The 20,547-nt window shown below is 64.5% G+C and carries 7 protein-coding genes; all 7 read left to right on the forward strand.

What is annotated here, in order from left to right:
• Positions 1-141: 141 nt before the first annotated feature.
• Positions 142-3,732 carry a type I secretion system permease/ATPase gene (locus FZ025_RS22745; RefSeq protein ID WP_104558995.1) on the forward strand — a complete coding sequence of 1,197 codons (3,591 nt, stop codon included), beginning with the start codon at positions 142-144 and terminating at the stop codon, positions 3,730-3,732.
• A gap of 92 nt (positions 3,733-3,824) precedes the next feature.
• Positions 3,825-4,475: a hypothetical protein gene (locus FZ025_RS19715; RefSeq protein WP_146093621.1), complete on the forward strand. Its 651-nt coding sequence runs from the start codon at positions 3,825-3,827 to the stop codon at positions 4,473-4,475.
• A 30-nt stretch (positions 4,476-4,505) separates the two neighbouring features.
• Positions 4,506-13,502, forward strand: coding sequence for a calcium-binding protein (locus tag FZ025_RS19720; RefSeq protein WP_146093620.1), 8,997 nt, complete (start codon positions 4,506-4,508; stop codon positions 13,500-13,502).
• A 155-nt stretch (positions 13,503-13,657) separates the two neighbouring features.
• Entirely contained in the window at positions 13,658-15,118 is a 1,461-nt protein-coding gene (locus FZ025_RS19725) for a DUF3375 domain-containing protein (protein ID WP_046977965.1), read from the forward strand.
• Positions 15,115-15,759 carry a DUF4194 domain-containing protein gene (locus tag FZ025_RS19730; RefSeq protein ID WP_046977966.1) on the forward strand — a complete coding sequence of 215 codons (645 nt, stop codon included), beginning with the start codon at positions 15,115-15,117 and terminating at the stop codon, positions 15,757-15,759. Before FZ025_RS19725 ends, FZ025_RS19730 begins: the two co-directional genes overlap by 4 nt.
• Complete coding sequence (locus tag FZ025_RS19735) at positions 15,746-19,150, forward strand: ATP-binding protein (protein WP_104558993.1); 3,405 nt, start codon at positions 15,746-15,748, stop codon at positions 19,148-19,150. The genes FZ025_RS19730 and FZ025_RS19735 overlap by 14 nt, the downstream gene beginning before the upstream one ends.
• Positions 19,147-20,322, forward strand: coding sequence for a DUF3322 domain-containing protein (locus tag FZ025_RS19740; protein ID WP_046977967.1), 1,176 nt, complete (start codon positions 19,147-19,149; stop codon positions 20,320-20,322). The genes FZ025_RS19735 and FZ025_RS19740 overlap by 4 nt, the downstream gene beginning before the upstream one ends.
• The last annotated feature ends 225 nt before the right edge of the window (positions 20,323-20,547 follow it).

The raw sequence follows: 20,547 nt of genomic DNA on the forward strand, positions 1-20,547 counted from the left end.
AGCTGTGCCTCTGCAAGGTTGTTATGTTGAGATGAAAGTGAGCGAAATATCCCACTTCGCGCCCAAGTATTGACAACGGAGGACAATGCTGACGATGCTGAACGCACATGGCTCCACCGGGGCCCGCATAGCAGGGACGTTATGCAACAGGGGAACGCCGCACTCGCAATCGTGAGTGCGCCGGAGGAGTCATCCTCGTCCGGCGCGACTGATCTTGGACTTCGCGGACTGGTGCTGCTGGCGCAGTACCACGGCGTTGCCGCCGATGCCGCGCAGCTAGCACACGAATTCGGCCGCAACGGCGAGTCCTTTGACGAGGCCACGCTGTTGCTGGCCGCCCGCAAGGTAGGCCTGAAAGCCAGGGTATCCGCGCTGCCGGCATCGCGATTGCCGATGGCGAACCTGCCCGCGCTTGCCTGGGACCGCGATGGCCAAGCCTTCCTGATCGCGCGCATCCAGGGCGAGCAGGCGCTCGTGCATGACCTGGCCGAACGTCGCCCGCGGCAGTTGAGCCTGGCCGAACTGGAACAGCGCTACGGCGGCCGGCTCATGCAGGTCGCCTCGCGCGCCTCGGTGCTCGGCCAGCTCGCGCGCTTCGACTTCACCTGGTTCGTCCCGGCGGTCATCAAGTACCGGCGCATGCTGCTGGAAGTCTTCGTGGTCTCGCTGTTCATCCAGTTGTTCGCGCTGGTCACCCCGCTGTTCTTCCAGGTGGTGATGGATAAGGTGCTGGTGCACAACGGCCTGACCACGCTGGACGTGATCGCCATTGGCCTGGTCTGCATGGCGCTGTTCGAGGTGGTGCTGACGGGCCTGCGTACCTATGTATTCGCGCATACCAGTAGCAAGATCGACGTCGAGCTGGGGGCGCGGCTGTTCCGCCACGTGCTGGCGCTGCCGCTGGCGTACTTCGAATCGCGCCGCGTCGGCGACACGATTGCGCGCGTACGCGAGCTGGAGAACATCCGCAGCTTCCTCACCGGGCAGGCGCTCACCTCGGTGCTGGACTTGCTGTTCACCGGGGTATTCCTGGCAGTGATGTTCTGGTACAGCGGCGGGCTGACCCTGATCGTGGTGCTTTCGCTGCCGGCCTATGCGTTGATCTCGGCGGCGATCACCCCGGTATTGCGCAAGCGCCTGCAGGACAAGTTTGCCCGTGGCGCCGACAACCAGTCCTTCCTGGTGGAGACCATCAGCGGTATCGGCACGGTCAAGGCGATGGCGGTGGATCCGCGGGCGACGCGCACCTGGGACAACCAGTTGGCCGGCTATGTCAGTGCCGGTTTCGGGGTCACCCGGGTGGCCACGGTCGGCCAGCAGAGCGTGCAGCTGGTACAGAAGCTGGTGGGCGTGGCGATCCTGTTCTTCGGCGCCAAGCTGGTCATCGAAGGCAAGCTCTCGCTGGGCCAGCTGATCGCCTTCAACATGCTGTCCGGGCAAGTGGCCGCGCCGATCATCCGCCTGGCCCAGCTATGGCAGGACTTCCAGCAGGTCGGCATTTCGGTCGAGCGGCTGGGCGATATCCTCAACACCCGCACCGAAGTGACCGGCAGCCGCGTGGCGCTACCGCCGATCCAGGGCCGGGTGAGCTTCGAGCGCGTGCACTTCCGCTACCGGCCCGAAGCGCCAGAGGTGCTGGCTGGCATTGAGCTGGAGATCAAGCCGGGCGAGGTCATCGGTATCGTGGGCCGCTCGGGCTCGGGCAAGAGCACGCTGACCAAGCTGGTCCAGCGGCTGTATACCCCCGAGCGCGGGCGAGTGCTGATCGATGGCCACGACCTGGCCCTGGCCGACCCGGCCTGGCTGCGCCGGCAGTTGGGGGTGGTGTTGCAGGAGAACTTCCTGTTCAACCGCAGCATCCGCGAGAACATCGCGCTGGCCGATCCCGGCACGCCGCTGGAGCGGGTGATCCACGCGGCCAAGCTGGCCGGGGCCCATGAGTTCATCTCCGAATTGCCCGAAGGCTACGACACCTCAGTCGGCGAACATGGCACCGGCTTGTCCGGCGGCCAGCGCCAGCGCGTGGCGATCGCGCGGGCACTGATCACCGATCCGCGCATCCTGATCCTGGACGAGGCCACCAGCGCGCTGGACTACGAGTCCGAGCATGCGGTGATGTCCAACATGCGTGCCATCTGCAAGGGCCGCACGGTGCTGATCATTGCCCATCGCCTTTCCACCGTGCGCCAGGCCAACCGGATCGTGGTGGTGGAGAAGGGCAGCATCGTTGAGACCGGGACCCACGCTGAACTGGTCGACCGGCCCGATGGCCATTACGCGCGGCTGCACCGGCTGCAGGGGGGGGGTGGTGGCATGAGGCACCTGATCGACGGCTGCAAAGATTTCCTGCAGCGCTACGGAAAGGTATTCCGCGCGGCCTGGCAGGTGCGGCACGAACTCGACCCGCCGCGCCGCCAAGCGGATGAGCTGGCCTTCCTGCCCGCACACCTGGAACTGATCGAGACGCCGACTTCGCCCACCGTGCGCTGGACGATGCGGATCATCGTCGCGTTCTTCTGCGTGGCGCTGCTGTGGGCGTGCCTGGGCAAGCTGGATATCGTCGCGGTGGCGCCGGGCAAGATGGTGGTGGATTCGCGCACCAAGGTGATCCAGCCGGCGGACACTGCCGTAGTGCGGCGGATCCTGGTGCGCCACGGACAGAAGGTGAAGGCCGGCGAGCCGCTGATCGAGCTGGACGCCACGACCACCGGTGCTGAACTGGCACAGGCCGGCGAGGCGCTGACCGAAGCGCGCGTAGCGGCGCTGCGCCTTGCTGCCCTGGCTGCGTCCATCGGTAGTGGCGTCACCCCGCACCTGGCGCCCGCAGCGGATGTTCCCGCAGGGCGTCTGGCTGCCGAGCAAGCGCTGGCCAGCAGTCAATTCGAGGCACTGCAGGCCAAGCGGCATAACCTGCAGGCGACCATCGCCCAGCGCCGTGCCGAGCTGCAGACCACGCGCGATGCGATCGAGCCGCTTGCCGAGTCGGCGCGCATCTCCAAGGGTCGCGCAGAGGATTACGGCAGGCTGGTCGAAGGCAAGTACGTTGGGCGTCATGAGTACCTGCTGCGTGAGCAGGAACGCATTGCGGCCGAGCGCGACCTGGCGACCCAGCGCAATCGGATGCGCGAGATCGAGTCGGCGCTCATCGCTGCCGAGGAAGAACTGCGAGTCCTGGTGACCGACTTCCGTCGACAGACCCTCGACGAGCTGCGCGAGGCCGAGCAGAAGGTCGCGCAGGGTACGCCGGAGCTGGCCAAGGCGGGCCAGCGCGATCGCTTGATGACCCTGCGTGCGCCAGTGGACGGCACGGTCCAGCAGCTGGCGGTGCATACGGTAGGTGGCGTGGTCACGCCGGCGCAGGAGCTGCTGGCGGTGGTGCCGCAGGAGGCGCTGGAGGTGGAGGCTACCGTACTGAACAAGGACATCGGCTTCGTGCGGCCGGGCCAGGTGGTGACGGTGAAGATCGAGAGTTTTCCGTATACGCGCTATGGCTATCTCACCGGCAAGGTGGTGAGTGTTTCGCATGACGCTGCGCAGGATGAGGACTTGGGGTTGGTGTTCCCTGCGCGCATCCGCCTGGACGGCAGCAGCCTGGATATCGATGGCGTGGTGGTGAGCATGAGTGCGGGCATGACGTTAAGTGCGGAGATCAAGACGGGGAAGCGGCGGGTGATTGATTACTTGCTTAGTCCGCTGCGACAGCATGTGGGTGAAGGATTGCGGGAGCGATAACCTGCTGCGTTGTCAGATTCGAAGAGCAGCGGTGGCACGAACTCTAAGTAGCGGGGATTTCCGCATCTAGGACCGTAATGAATGGAACGCGCATGAAATCAACCACATTCCTCTCCAGCTTCTCTCGCTGCTTGCGCTGGCTTGCCAACACGATGCGCAATACCACGACATGGGAATCGACATCGTTGGGGCGCTCTGCAAGGACATGCCTGATGATCTCGGCGCTTGTGCTCTTGGCGGCCTGCAGCAAGGTAAACCTCGAATGGTCTGAAGAAGTGCGGCTTGCGGACGGCAGCACGCTCATCGTCGATCGGACCGCCACGGGGGAGAAGAAGTACGAGATCGGCGGCCCGGGTGGATGGAATCAAACCCAGATGTCCTTGCGCATCGGTCCAGGCGGCACGAAGCCGCCCCCGGTATGGCGTGATGCATTCGTACCCCTCTTGCTGGACTACGAACCGGCTACGGGGACCTGGTCGCTAGTCACCAGCTTCTATTTCTGTTCCACCTGGTACGAGCTCGGCAAGCCGGGACTTCCGTACATCGAGTTCCAGTCCAGGGAAGGCCGCGCCTGGGCCAGGGTTCCCTTGGAATCGAGGTTGATCGGGAGGGAAAGCAATCTACTGACAGGGCCCGACGCGGATGGCGAGCATGCGCGGGTGACGATCAAGGACAAGCTCGCAAGGGAACGAAACACCTCGGAACGACTGAAGAAAATTGCTTCCAAATGGAACGGTTGCTAATCATCCAGCATCGGATAAGGAGAATCCACAATGGCTTCTGTAAGCGAGTACGCCCAGCTTTCCGCGCGCGTGTACAACCGGACTCCGGAAAACAGAACTGTATTGACCAACGGGTGGGTTGAAGTGAGTTGGTTGCCGGATGATCCGGCGACTGGATTCTCGGCCGGCGTGTACAAGAAGGGGAATGAGATCGTGATCTCGTTCGCCGGCACCAATGACATGAGCGAAGACGTCCTGGAGGATCTGACATCTGGCGTCGGGTTCGCCTCCGTCCAGTCGATGCAGGCGGCGCTTCTGTTGATGCAGGTAATGGCCGATAGCGCCAACGCTGGTGCCACGATCACCCTCACCGGCCACTCGCTTGGAGGCGGGATCGCCTCCGTCATTGCTGTGCTGTTCGACCTCAACGCGACCACGTTCGACCAGGCACCTTTCGAGCTGGTCGCCGAGAACATCGACTACCTCAAGGCGCTAAAGAACTATTTGGCCGAAAAAGGGTACTCGTCGGACAGCCTGAATGCATACGTCGACGATTACGTCGACCGCTTTGCCGAGCGTGAGAACAACGTTGCGAGCTATTATCTGGAAGGCGAATTCCTGAATGCACTGAGGTTCCCCGGGACCAGCATTTCAGGAAGCGAGACCGCGATATCGGTCGGTGACCCGTCAGGCGTCCTGCCGACGGATCTTCATTCGATGAATCTGCTCAATGCGACGTTGATTTCGTCGACTTTCAAAGCCGGCCTGGTCAAGCAGGAACAGGCGTTGGCGGCATTCTTCGACACGTCGCTGTACGCGAAGAACCCGACCACGAGCAATGAGGTCGACTTTATCGCGTGGATGCTCAACAGCCAGCTGCTCGAAGCGCAAGGGGGGAGCAGCACAGGTGTGCTGGGCGCGCTCGGCGAGGACCTCCTTCGCCTGGGAAACACCGGGACCGCAGAAGACGATGCGCTCAATGCTGGCCTGCTGGCGGCGCTGACCGAGTACTACCGCTACACCAGCGATGGTGCCTCGTCGATGCTTGTCGGGGTGGAGACCGGCGGTTTCAGGATGGACCTGTTCAAAATCGCCTCCGGCGCTGATGGGCGTGGTCGGGATCGTCTTATCAGCGAAGTGAAGGATTGGCTGTATGACGAGGTGGCGCCTGACGCCAAGCCCAAGGACTTCGAAAGAATCTCGGTTCAGTCGGGGGATGCCGGCCTGCAGCTGGATGCCAGCGCCGATGCCAGGGCCGACCTCGTGCTGGGCGGCCTGTCATCGGACCAGATATCCAGCGGCGCCGGGGATGATTCCCTATTCGGCCTTGACGGCGACGATACCCTTCGCGGTGGGACAGGCGCAGACTTGATCTATGGCGGCGACGACGGCGACACCCTGTACGCGGGAACCGACGAAGGCGACACCGACGCCAGCAAGAACGAGCTGTATGGCGGATGGGGCAACGACAAGCTCTACGGTTCGGCCGGCAACGATCTGATCAACGGTGGCGACGACGCCGACATCCTGCATGGCGGCGACGGCTTTGACCTGTACAAAGTCGACAACCTCGACACCCTCATGGATACCGATGGCCGCGGTGCGGTGTACCGCGGCAATTTCCAGTTGACCGGTGGCACGCGCAAGGAGGCCGATCCGGAGAACACGTACAACGGCCGGGGCGACACCTACGTGCTGGATGGGACCACGTTGACCATCAACGGCGGCCTGACCATCGAGGAATTCGAAAACGGTGACCTGGGCATCTTCCTCACCACCGAGCCGGATGACGAGGACAAGCCGGACATGGGGCCGGCGGAGACCCGCGCCTCGCCGCTGACCATCGATCTCGACGGCAATGGCGTCAGCACCGTGGCCTACAGCAGCCGGCGCTATTTCGACCACGACGGCAACGGCCTGGCCGAATCGACCGCCTGGGTCGGTGCTAGTGATGGCTTGTTGGTGCGCGACCTAAATGGCAATGGCGTGATCGACAACGGCCGCGAGCTGTTCGGCAGCAATACCCGGCTGAGCGATGGATCGTTGGCCGCCAACGGCTTCGTGGCGTTGGGGGAGCTGGACGACAACCATGACGGCGTAGTGGATGCCAATGACGCCGCCTTCGCCAGCCTGCGCATCTGGCGTGATGCCAACGGCAATGGCGTCACCGATGCTGGCGAACTCTTGTCCATCGCCGATGCGGGGATCGCCGGCTTCCGCACTGCGTGGAGCGCCTCCTCGCTGGTGGATGCCAATGGTCAGGCGCACCAGCAGGTCGGCTCGGCGGTCCGGATCGACGGCGGCAATGCCGCGATGTCCGATGTCTGGTACACCACCGATCCTTCCGAGCGCATCAATCAGGTCGAGGTATCGCCCGGCGCGCTGCTGGACGTACTCCAATCGCCTGATGCCAAGGCGTTTGGCAACCTGATCGATCTCCGCCAGGCGCTGGCCACGGACCCGGGCTTGGTCGCGATGCTCGATGCGTACCTCGCCGAGCCATCGGAGACAGCCCGCAATGGCCTGCTGAAGAGCCTGATCTTCCGCTGGGCGGGCGTGAGCGACATCGTCCCGACAAGCCGTGGCGGAAATGTCGATGCACGCGAACTCGCGGTCGTCGAATTGCTGTCCGCGCGCCCGTATACCAACCAGTACACCCCCAACGACCCGATTCCGCGCCAGGAGGCCGGCAACCTGCTGACCTCGGAGTTCAACAAGTTCCGCCAGTACGTGGACGCGCAGTTGCGGGCGCAGGCCGACTACGCCGGCAGCGGCATCTTCCTGGGCGGCTTCGCCTCGGGCTACACCCACGCAATGATCGACTGGAACGCCTTCAAGGCATACATGATCGCCGCGCAGGATGGCGGACAGACAACTGCCGTCATCGACCTGGTGGTGCTCTCGACCGCCTTGTCGGCCTATTCGCCCACGCTACGGGGCCAGCTTGACGCGGCCTACGTGGAGCTGACGATCGCGCGTCCGGCGATTGCACCGCTGCTGGACGTGCTGTCCGCCGTCACCGGCACCGACCAGGCCGATGTGCTCTACGGTGGCGGCGGCAAGGATGCCGTGAACGGCGGCAAGGGCGACGATGCGCTGTACGGGCAGGGCGGGGACGACATCTACGTGTACCGGCCCGGCGATGGCAACGACCGCATCTTCGACAGCGCCGGTACCGACCAGATCTACTTCATGGGCGGCATCGTCCCCGGCGATTTGTCGCTGAGCCGCGATATCTCCAGCATCATCATCCACGTCAACAGCGGCGGCGTGACCGGCGAAATCCGCATCAACAACGTCTACGAGGGCACCGAGGGCGCCCTGCGCGAGGGCGTGATCGAACAGTTCCGGTTCGAGGATGGCACGACCTGGAGCCAGGCGCAGATCCTGGCCGCCGTCGTGCAGCAGGCCACCGAGGGCGATGATGGGTTGTATGGGACGACCCTCGGCGAAACGCTCGATGGCCTGGGCGGCAACGACGATATCGCCGGCTACGGCGGCGACGACATCATCCGGGGGCGGGGGGGCAACGATACGCTGGGCGGCGGCGGCGGCAACGACGTCGTCGAGGGCGGGGACGGCAATGACGGCCTGGAAGGCGGCACCGGCGACGACGTCCTGACTGGCGGGCTCGGCAATGACAGCCTCAGCGGTGGCGGGGGCAACGATGTCTATGTCTTCGCGCTGGGCGATGGACAGGACACGATCAACAATTACGACGCGGGCCAGTCGCGAATGGATGTGCTGTCGTTCGGCGCCGGCGTGGACCCTTCAGTTGTGACCGCACGCCGCAGCGGCAACAGCCTGGTGCTCACGATTGCCGGCACCGATGACCGGATCACCGTCACCAACTACTTCGACGGCGACGCGGCCGGGGCCAGCCGGCTCGACGAGATCCGCTTCGCCGACGCCGCCAACACGATCTGGCATGTGGCGGCGATCAAGGCGATGGTGCTGGCGGCCACGGCGGGCGACGACATCCTGACCGGCTACGACAGCGCCGATAGCCTGGCCGGCGCGGCCGGCAACGATGCCCTGTCGGGCAAGAGCGGCGATGATGTCCTGATCGGCGGCGTGGGCAATGACGTCCTTTCCGGCGGCGCTGGCAACGACCTCTACGTGTTTCAGCTCGGCGACGGGCAGGACACGATTGAGAACTACGACGCAGCGTCGGGGCGGCTCGATGCGCTGTCTTTTGGACCTGGCATCGATCCCGCGTCGGTCACCGCCCGGCGTGTCGGTAACAACCTGGTGCTATCGATCGCCGGCGTCTCGGACCAGGTGTCCGTCAGCAACTTCTTCATTGGTGATGGCACCGGTGCCTATCGGCTGGACGAGGTCCGCTTCGCGGATGCAGCGGCCACGGTATGGAATGTCGACACGATCAAGGCCCTGGTGCTGGTGCCGACGGCGGACGCCGATAGCCTGTCCGGGTATGCGGGCGACGATGCGCTGTCCGGTGCGGGCGGAAACGACACGCTGTACGGCAATGAGGGGGCGGACACCCTGCAAGGCGATGCCGGCAATGACCATCTGGACGGCGGAGCCGGCAACGACGTACTCGCGGGTGGCAGCGGTAACGACGTGCTGGTCGGTGGCGGCGGCTCGGACACCTACCGGTTCGATCTGGGCGGCGGCCAGGACACGGTCAGTAATTACGATTCCAGCCAGGGCCGGCTGGACGCGCTGCAGTTCGGCGCCGGCATTGCGCCCGCCGATGTAACCGCACGCCGTATCAACGATGACCTGGTGCTTGCCATCTCAGGTACGAGCGACCGGGTGACGATCACGAACCATTTCCTGTCCGACGGGACGAGCGGCTACCAGATCGACGAGATCCGCTTCGCCGCCACCGATGCGCCGGTCTGGGATCAGGCCACGATCCGCGCCTTGGTGCTCGCACCCACGGAGGGGGACGACGTACTGCGTGGCTATGAGACCGCCGATGTCCTGGCCGGCGGCGGCGGCAACGATCTTCTCGATGGACGCGGCGGCGCCGACCTGCTGCAGGGTGAAGCGGGTGATGACACCTTGTTCGGCGGCGAGGGCAGCGACACTTTGTTGGGCAGTGACGGCAAGGACACGCTGGATGGCGAGTCCGCCGACGATGTACTCGACGGTGGCCAAGGGGAAGACATCCTGCGGGGCGGCGCCGGCAACGACCACCTGACAGGCGGGCTGAGCGACGACCAGCTGCAGGGTGGCGCGGGCAATGACGCCTACCATTTCAGTGCGGGCGATGGACGAGACAGCATCCGCGACAACGACGGTCTCAATACGATTTACTTGTCCGGGCTGCCGCTCGATCAGGTCTACTTCCGGCGCGAGGACACCGCGTTGGCGGTGTATTTCCTCAACTCGCCGGACGACCGGATCCGCCTGGAGGATTTCTTCGATCCAACCACGCAACTGGCCAGGTTCCCGCTGACCGTGGACCTGGGCAACGGCCAGCAGCGGTTGCTGGACGCGGACGCACTGAACCAGGCGTCGCTGGCTGGCACCGCGATGGACGACGTGATCCTCGGCAACACGCTGGACAACGTCATCGCCGCGCTTGCCGGCAACGACACCGTACGCGCGGGGGGCGGAGCCGACGAACTCGACGGTGGCGAAGGAGACGACCTGCTGTACGGTGAATCCGGCAATGACGTGCTGAAGGGCGGTGCCGGCAGCGATCTGCTCGATGGCGGCACCGGCGCCGACCTGATGCAAGGCGGCGACGGCGATGACACGTATTTCGTGGACGATGTTGCAGACATCGTCAGCGAGATCGGCACATCGGGATCGGACACCCTCCAAGCCAGTGTCGACTACACGCTCGCGCAGAATGTCGAGACCCTGGTCCTGGTGGGCGATGCCGCACTCGATGGGACTGGCAACGACACGGACAACACGCTGGTGGGCAACACCGGCGACAACCACGTGCGGGGGTTGGCCGGCAATGACGTGCTGTCGGGAGGATATGGCAACGACTTCCTGGAAGGCAACGACGGCAACGACCTGCTGGACGGCGGGGCGGGCGCCGACCGGATGGAAGGGGGCGACGGGGACGACACCTACGAGGTGGATGACGCCAGCGACATCATCGTGGAACTGGCGGGGCAGGGCTTGGAAGTCGTCCACTCGACCGCGTACGAGTACACCCTGTCCTCGGGCATCGAGCGCATCGAGCTGGTGGAAGGCAGCGGCGCACGCACGGCCGTCGGCTCGGCGGACAACAACGCGTTGATTGGCAACACGGATGACAATGTGCTCGATGGTGCCGGCGGTGACGACTACCTCGCCGGTGGCGCCGGCGACGACGTCTATGTGGTGGACAGTGCCGGCGACCAGGTAACGGAGCTCGATGGCGAGGGCGTAGACACCGTCCAGTCCAGCGTGGACTACACGCTGGGCGCCCCCCTCGAGAACCTCCTCCTCACCGGCAATGCCAACCTCGACGGCACCGGCAACGACGGCGACAACGTGCTGGTGGGCAACGCCGGCGCCAATCGCCTCGATGGCGGTCTGGGCGGCGACGACCTCTATGGCGGCGAGGGTGACGACTACTTCATCAACGACAGCAACCAGGACTGGATCTACGAATATGCCGGGGAGGGCATCGACACCGTCGAGCGCCGCTACGAAACCAACCTGGTGCTCTCGGCCAATGCCGAGAACCTGATCCTGGCCGCCGGCATCACCACCGGCAACGGCAACGAGCTCGACAACACCCTGACCGGCAATGCCGGCAACAACACGCTGGGCGGCTGGGACGGTGCCGATCTGCTGTATGGGCTGGATGGCGATGACAACCTGTTCGGCGGCACCGGCACCGACATCCTCCACGGCGGCAACGGCGCGGACTACCTGGATGGCGGTGAAGAGGTGGACCAGCTGGTGGGTGGCGGCGGCAACGACATCTACGTCACCGACAACAGCGCCGATATCGTCCTCGAAGCCGCTGCCGCCGGTGCCGACCAGGTCCAGACCACCGCTTCCTACGTGCTCTCGGCCAACATCGAGAATCTGTTCCTGATGGGCACCGACGCCATCGATGGCGCCGGCAACGACCTTGACAACTACATCGCCGGCAACAGCGCCGCCAATGTGGTCCAGGGGGGCGGTGGCAGCGATACCATCGTGGCCGGCGGCGGCAACGACACCCTGTATGGCGGCACTGGCGACGACAAGTACGTGTTCGACGCCAGTTCCGGCAGTGATGTCATCGACAACAGCGATGGCGGCTTCGACGGGGTGTTCTTCAGCAATGGCATCACCCGCGAGCGCCTGACCTTCGGGCGCGACGGCGACGATCTGCTGATCTTCGTGGACGCGGCCAGCACGCCTTCGGTGCGCGTGCTCAACCACTTCCTCGGCGGCAACGCGGCGATCGACTACGTGCAGCCCGATGGCGGCTTTTACCTCACCACGGCCGAGATCAACCAGATCGTGGCCGGTGACGGGACCGGCGGGCAGTTCGACCAGGTCATCCAGGGCACCGCGGCGGGCGAGCAACTGGTGGGAGGTACTGGCAAGGACCTCGTCGAGGGACTGGCCGGTGCCGATACCCTGTTTGGCATGGGCGGGGATGACACCCTGCGCGGCGGCGAGGGCAACGACTACCTCTCCGGCGGGAACGGCAGCGGCACCAGCTCCGGCAACGATACCCTGGAGGGTGGGGCAGGCAACGACACGCTGCGCGGCGAGGACGGCAGCAATACCCTGATCGGCGGTGCAGGCGATGACCAGTACGTCTATGGGGGCGGCATTGACGTCATCGACAACACCGGCGGTGGTACAGACTGGCTGTTCTTCCAGAACGGCATCACCGCCGCCCAGTTGGGCTTTACCCGCAGCGGGGATGACCTGGTCATTACCGTCAATGGCAATGCCAGCCAGCGCGTCACCGTTACCGGCCACTTCCTGGGCGGTGACATGGCCCTGGATTTCCTGCAGCCGGCAAGCGGATCAGCGCTCAATACCGCGGCGATCAATGCGTTGGTGACCAACAATGGCGGCGGCGATCCGGGCGGCGGCACGCCGGGCACTGGCAACGACGCGGACTATCCTTCGGTCGAGACCGGCACCGCAGCGGGCGAGCAGATCGTGGGCACCAGTGGCCGTGATCTGATCAAGGGCCTGGGCGGCGCCGACACGCTGTTTGGGATGGGCGCCGACGACAAGCTCGACGGCGGCGATGGCGATGACTATCTCTCCGGCGGCAACGGCAGCTTCAGTGGCTCGGGCACCGACATCCTGATCGGCGGCGCTGGCAACGACCAGTTGGTCGGCGAGGATGGCGATGACGTGTTGTTCGGTGGCGTCGGTGACGACACCTACTTCTACGCCGCCGGCTCCGGTGCCGATACGGTCGACAACACGGGAGGCGGGACCGATTGGCTGTATTTTGACGGTATCGCCCGTACCCAACTGACCTATCACCGCGACGGCGATGACCTGGTCGTACGTGTGGATGGCGATGCCAGCCAGCAGATTCGCGTACTGGACCACTTCCTCGGTGGCGAGCACGCCATCGCCTACGTACAGCCGGGCGACGGTGGCTATGCGATCTCGGCAGCGACGATTGCCGGGCAGCTGACGCCGATGGGGGCTGCCAGCCGGACTGCCGCGCCGATGGCCTTGGATGCCGTGGAACTGCAGCCCATGGGGATCGACGAGGCGGCGCACCTGGCACTGGCGATCGAAGCATTTGCCATCGATGCGCCGGTCGTGAAGGCGCCTGTGTTGGCTGAAACCTTGTCGGTGCCGATCGCCGGCCGCCCGCTGGAGGTGGTTGTCACCTCTACGGCTCCCGTAGCAGGCCGGGCCGAGCCAGGCCCGTCTGCCCCGCAAGCTGCACCGGCGGCGCCCGCGGCCGATATCCCGGCTGCGCAGACCGAACTGCAGCAACTCGTGGAGAGCCTGGCCAGCTTCTCCAGCCAGGGAGGACTGTCGGCGGCGAATGACATGGCGCTTGATGAGCCGCTGGTTGCTATCGGCGCGATTCAGAACTGGCGGGACCGCCGTCGCAGCGATAGCTTGCACGTGCGTCAGCTGGAACTCTGAGGCGGCGGATGGGGCGGCTGATTGCCGATCTAAAGTGGACCACTGGCTAAGAGCCGAAGTTTGAGTTAAGTGTGATCACATGGAGTCCCACCCATTCGGTTGGGTATGGATCGGCAGTCTCATCCTGTGAGCCTCGATTGGTTACGATCCGTCCTATGCGCTTCGATTACGCCAGCATGGATATGCTCCGCCAGCACCATCCGGCATGGCGGCTATTGCGCGCCGACCACGCGGCGCTGGTAGCTAGCTTCCTGTATCGGGCCTTCGTGGCACCGAATGTACGCAATGTTGCCCAGGGCGACCTGGTGGAAGCCCTCGAGGATGAGCTGTTCGGTCTACGTGAGCAGCTGGGCAACGACGCGTTCCCAAGGACGGCCCTGCAGTATCTCGACGACTGGGCGGCCAATGACAAGGGCTGGCTGCGCAAGTTCTACGGGCCTGATTCCGACGAACCGCAGTTCGACCTGACCCCCGCGGCCGAAAAGGCGATCCTCTGGCTCAGCACATTGGGCGAACGCGGCTTCGTCGCTACCGAATCGCGCCTGCTGACCCTGTTCGAATTGCTGCGCCAGATCAGCGAGGGCACCCAGACCGATCCGGCGGCGCGGGTAGCGGAACTGCAGCGGCGGCGCGCCGAGATCGACGCTGAGATCAGCCAGGTTCTGGGTGGATCTCCACCACTGCTGGACGATACGGCGGTGCGCGATCGCTTCCAGCAGTTCCTGCAGCTGGCGCGCGAGCTGCTCGGCGATTTCCGCGAAGTCGAGCACAACTTCCGCCAGCTCGACCGGCGGGTCCGCGAGCGCATCGCGCTCTGGGAAGGCGGCAAGGGGGCGCTGCTGGAAGATGTCATGGGCGAACGCGATGCCATCGCCGAGTCCGACCAGGGTCGCAGCTTCCGTGCGTTCTGGGACTTCCTCATGTCCAGCCGCCGACAGGAAGAGCTGTCCGAGCTGCTAGAACGGGTTCTGACCTTGCCGGCGGTGAACGAGCAGCAACCGGACATGCGGTTGCGGCGCGTGCACTACGACTGGCTGGAAGCCGGCGAACACACACAGCGCACCGTGGCCGAACTCAGCCGTCAGCTGCGCCGCTTTCTCGACGACCAAGCCTGGCTGGAGAATCGCCGCATCATGGACCTGCTGCATTCGATCGAAGCCCATGCCCTGGCACTGCGCGACGCACCGCCTGCCGACGTGACCATGCACATCGACGGCACCGCTGCCTCAGTTGAACTGCCGATGGAGCGGCCGCTGTACACGGCCGCCCTGCAACCCAAGATCGTGGACGTGGTGCTGGAAGCCGACGGCACCGACGTGGACGATGCCGCGCTGTATGCGCAGGTCTTCGTCGACAAGGCCCGGCTGGTCCGCCACATCCGCCACGCATTGCACGGGCGCAGCCAGATCACGCTGGCCGAACTGGTTCGGATGCAGCCAATGCAGCAAGGGCTGGCCGAGCTGGTCGCCTATTTGCAACTGGCCGACGATGGCTTTCGGAGCACAGTCGACGAGCACGCGTACGATCCGGTGGACTGGGAAGGTCTAGATGCCGGGGGCAACCCCTACCATCGCCAGGCCCGCTTGCCGCGGGTGATCTTCCTGGGGGCCGCATGATGGACAACCCGTCCGCCTCGCCTGCCGTAGACGGTTTGCCCGTGCTGGCGGTGAAGCTGCTCAAGGGTGTGCTCTACCAGGAATCCGATCCGCAGCTATGGGGCAGCTTGCTCGGATTGCAGTCGCAGGTACGCGACTACCTCTCCGTGCTGGGGCTGGAGCTGATTCTGGACGAAGCCGAGGGCTACGCCTTCTTGCGGTCGCGGCGTGCGCCCGAGGCCGATGATGGCGTTGCCGACCCGACTCCAAGACTGGTGGCGCGCCGGCAGCTGTCGTTTCCCGTCAGCCTGCTGCTCGCCTTGCTGCGCCGCAAATTGGCCGAAGCCGACGCCAGTGGCGGCGATACCCGGCTCGTGCTCACGCTCGAGGACATCGTCGAGATGGTGCGGGTGTTCCTGCCCCCCTCGAGCAACGAGGCGCGGGTACTCGACCAGCTCGAAGCCCATCTGGGCAAGATCGTAGAGCTTGGCTTCCTGCGCCGCATGAAGCCAGCCGCGGGACAGGTTGGCTCGCAACCTGCGTTGTATGAGGTACGCCGCATCCTCAAGGCATTCGTGGATGCGCAGTGGCTGGCGGACTTCGATGCGCGCCTGGCCGCGTATCGGGCGCAAATAGGGGGGATCGAGGATGAACCGGGTTGAAGAGCTAGCGTACGACGACGTTGCGCATCCCGCGCCAAGCGAAGCCGAGCACACCGAGGGCTCCCTGGCCGGTTTCCGACTTCAGCGTCTGGAAGTATTCAATTGGGGCACATTCGATCAACGCGTATGGACGCTGACGCTGGACGGGCGCAACACGCTACTGACCGGCGACATCGGCTCCGGCAAGTCCACGCTGGTCGATGCGGTGACCACCCTGCTCGTACCGGCGCAGCGCATCGCATACAACAAGGCGGCGGGTGCCGATAGCAAGGAACGCTCGCTGCGCTCCTACGTGCTCGGCCACTACAAGTCCGAGCGTAGCGAGATCACCGGCGCCGCCAAGCCGGTGGCACTGCGCGACCACAACAGCTACTCGGTCATCCTCGGCGTGTTCCACAACGCCGGCTACAACCAGAGCGTCACCCTGGCGCAGGTCTTCTGGATGAAGGACGGCGTGGGACAGCCGGCGCGGTTCTTTGTCGGCGCCGAGCGGGACTTGTCGATCGCCCACGACTTCTCCGGCTTCGGCAGCGAGATCGCCAAGCTGCGGCGCAAGCTGCGCGGCCTGGGCGCCGAGGTCGAGGACAACTTTCCGCCCTACGGCGCATGGTTCAAGCGCCGCTTCGGCATCGACAACGAGCAGGCGCTGGAATTGTTCCACCAGACCGTGTCGATGAAATCGGTCGGCAACTTAACCGATTTTGTGCGCGGGCACATGCTTGAGCCTTCCGACGTCGGAGCACGTATCCAGGCGCTGATCGGCCATTTCGACGACCTCAACCGTGCCCATGAGGCGGTGCTCAAGGCCAAGCGGCAGGTGGAGCTACTGACCCCGCTGGTGAGTGACGGCGAGCGTCTGAACGGCCTGCTGGCCGAAACCGAAGACCTGCGCGCCAATCGGGATGCGCTTCACGCGTACTTCGCTGGGCTCAAGTACGACCTGCTCGAACGCCGCCTGGCCCTGCTGTCCCAAGACCATGCAAGGCACGCCGCCCAACTGCAACGGCTGGAAGAAGGCCTCAGCCTCCGCCGAACGGACGAAGTCGAACTCCGACGGGCGATTCATGACAACGGTGGTGACCGGCTCGAACATCTGGATAAGCAGATCCGGAAAACCGGCGAGGACCTCACCCGCCGTCGCCAGCGCGCAGAGCAATACACCGCGCTCCTGCGCGAGATTAAACAGCCGCCCGCCACCGATGCCGGTGAGTTCCAGGCACAGCGCCAGCAACTGGGCGGGTGGATCGAGTCCGCTCGCAACCAGGAAGCGGATCTGGACAACGACCGTACCGAACTGGCAGTACAGGTACGCGACGGCCGTGAAGCACACGCACGCCTGACCGAAGAGATCGACAGTCTCAGGCAGCGCCGCTCAAATTTGCCGGACGATCAGATCAAGCTTCGGCGCATCCTGTGCGCCGCGCTGGATCTGGATGAGGAAGCGCTGCCCTTCGCCGGCGAGCTAATCCGGGTGCGGGAGGAGGAGCAGGCATGGGAAGGCGCGGCCGAGCGCCTGCTGCGTGGCTTCGGTCTGTCACTGCTGGTGCCCGACGCGCACTACGCGCGCGTGGCCGACTGGGTCGATCGCACCCATCTGCGCGGTCGCCTGGTGTACTACCGGGTACGGGAGCGCAAACAGGGTGACCTGCCCTCGCCACATCCGCATGCGCTGGTCCGCAAGCTGGAGATCCATCAGGAGACGCGCTTCTACGACTGGCTGGAGCAGGAGTTGCACCGGCGGTTCGATATCGCCTGCTGCGAGACACCCGAGCAGTTCCGGCGGGAAGTCCGCGCCGTCACCCGCACCGGACAGGTGAAGATGCCGGGCGAACGACACGAGAAGGACGACCGGCATCGCCTCGGCGATCGCGCTCGCTATGTGTTGGGCTGGAGCAACGCCGACAAGATCCGAACCCTAGAAGAGGAGCGCGCAGAGCTCGAGCGCACGGTGGCAGAAGTCGCCAGCAAGCTCACCAGCCTGCAGAAGAAGCAGGAAGACCTGAAAGCGCGCCAGACGACGCTGGGCAAGCTGGAGGTGTACGACGACTGGCGGGAACTCGACTGGCGAGGCCTGGCCACGGAACTGGCCCGCCTTGAGGACGAAAAGCAGGAACTGGCACAGTCCTCGGACCAGTTGCAACGGCTCAGCGAACAACTGGAGGCGCTGCAGGCACAGATTGCAAAGGACGAACGCGAACGGAGCGACCACGAAGGCAAGTTGGGCGGAGTGGTGCAGAAGCAGGCCGATGCGCAGGACCTGCAGCAGCAAATCAGGCAGATTCTGGACGCCCCCGACGGCGCTATGCACGCCGCACGCTTCCAAGCGCTGGCCGAACTGCGGGATGCCGCGCTAGGCGAACACCAGCTCAGCGTGGAATCGTGCGACAACCGCGAGAGTGACTTCCGCCGGTGGCTGCAGGACAAGCTCGACGCCGAGGACAAGCGGATCGTCCGGCTGCGCGAGAAGATCGTCAACGCTATGGGCGATTTCCGACGCGAGTACCCATTGGACACCGCCGAGTTCGACGCCAGCATCGAAGCCCTCGGTGAATACGGCAAGATGCTCCAAGCCATGCAGGCCGACGACCTGCCGCGCTTCGAGGCGCGATTCAAGGAATTGCTCAACGAGAACACCATCCGCGAGATCGCCAACTTCCAGTCGCAGCTGTCTCGCGAGCGGGAGACCATCAAGGACCGCATCGACCGCATCAACGGCTCGCTAGTCCAGATCGACTACAATCCGGGGCGCTACATACTGCTGGAGCCGCAGTCCAGCCAGGACGCTGATATCCGCGACTTCCAGTCCGACCTGCGCAGCTGCACCGACGACGTGGTGGGCACCAGCCAGGATGCCCAGTACTCGGAGGCCAAGTTCCTGCAGGTCAAGGCCATCATCGATCGCTTCCGCGGACGCGAGGGCCTTTCGGAGCAGGACCGGCGCTGGACCACCAAAGTTACCGACGTGCGCAACTGGTTCCTGTTTGGTGCCAGCGAGCGCTGGCACGAGGACGACACCGAGCACGAGCACTACTCCGACTCCGGCGGCAAATCCGGCGGCCAGAAGGAGAAGCTGGCCTACACCATCCTCGCCGCCAGCCTGGCCTATCAGTTCGGACTGGAATGGGGTGAGGCGCGTTCGCGCACCTTCCGCTTCGTGGTGATCGACGAGGCTTTCGGTCGTGGTTCCGATGAGTCAGCACAGTACGGCTTGACCCTGTTCGCCAAGCTCAACCTCCAGCTGCTGATCGTCACCCCGCTTCAGAAGATCCACGTGATCGAGCCATTCGTGTCCAGTGTCGGCTTCGTCCACAACGAAGCCGGACGGGCTTCGAAGCTGCGCAACCTCTCCATCGCCGAATACCGTGCCGAGAAGGCGCGGGTCGCTGGATGAGCTGGACACGGCCGGTAGACCTGGTCGCACAGGTTGGCAAGGCTTGGGACAGCGGCACGCTGCTGGCCCTCCTGGCCGGCGGCAAATCACCGTTCCCGATGCGGTTGAGGTTGCGCGGTCCCACCTCGGCCGACCTGGTCGATCGTTTTGACGACGTGCGGGTCTGGGTTGCCGAGCTGCAGGCACTGCCGCACATTCGCATCGAGACGCGCCAGTTCCGCCACCGCGTGCGCGGCAATACCACTCTTCCCAACGAAGCCTGGGTCGATACGTTGGACGATGCGCTCGCGTTGATCGACCGCAGGAATGAGGTTGCCACCTTCGATGCGCAGGTCCAGCAGACCCGCGACCGTCAGCCCAGTTTACTCGGCTGGCTGCATAAATGGCCGTTGCGGGCGTTGGCCCTAGGTGCGTACTGGCCACGCTTGCTGGACGTCGTCGATTGGATGCAGGCGCACCCGCGTCCCGGCCTCTACCTGCGGCAGGTCGATATTCCCGGTGTGCACAGCAAGTTCATCGAGCGCCATCTCGGCGTGCTGAGCGAGCTGCTCGATGCCGTCCTTCCGGAAAGTGCCATCGACACCGCGGCTAGTGGTGTCGGCGGATTCAACCGCCGGTACGGTTTCGCTGCTAAGCCCGAGCGCGTGCGCTTTCGGGTCCTCGACCCGGCGCTTTCGCTGCTGCCTGGTGTGACTGGAGGAGATGTCACCCTAGACGTGGGCAGCTTCCGCGCCCTGCGCTGCAACCTCACGCGCGTGTTCATCACCGAGAACGAAACCAACTTCCTGGCCTTTCCTGCAGTGACGGGAAGCCTGGTGCTGTTCGGCGCCGGCTATGGTTTCGATACGTTGGACGGAAACGACTGGCTCCGGCAAGGCCAGCTGTACTACTGGGGCGACATCGATACCCACGGCTTTGCCATCCTTGATCAGCTGCGCGCCCGCCTTCCTGAAGTGCAGGGTTTTCTGATGGACCGGGCTACGCTGATGGCATGCGAGCCGTTCTGGGGTCGAGAGGAACATCAACTGACACGCGACTTGCCGCGGCTGCGCGATGAGGAGTACAGCCTGTACGACGATCTGCGCGATCAACGCATTCGCGACAATCTGCGGCTGGAGCAGGAGTTCATCGGTTTCGACCGCGTGCATAGAGCACTGGAGGCGCTATGTTGAAACGACACGAGGCCAAAACCGCTTGTCTAATACTGTGCGTAGAAGTTCACTAGCTATGGTTCTTCTCACCTGCTGCCGAATCGGCAATTGAGCCCCTGACGAATATCCACTTTTGGCCGAGAGCAGGCGTTAGTGGGGTAGGGGATTAGGAAGATTTATCGGGGGTAGAGAAGGGCAACTTCCGACCCAAAGCGGACGTAGAGACGGATGACACCGACAAGGATC

The sequence above is a fragment of the Xanthomonas hyacinthi genome, assembly GCF_009769165.1.
Classification (GTDB): domain Bacteria; phylum Pseudomonadota; class Gammaproteobacteria; order Xanthomonadales; family Xanthomonadaceae; genus Xanthomonas_A; species Xanthomonas_A hyacinthi.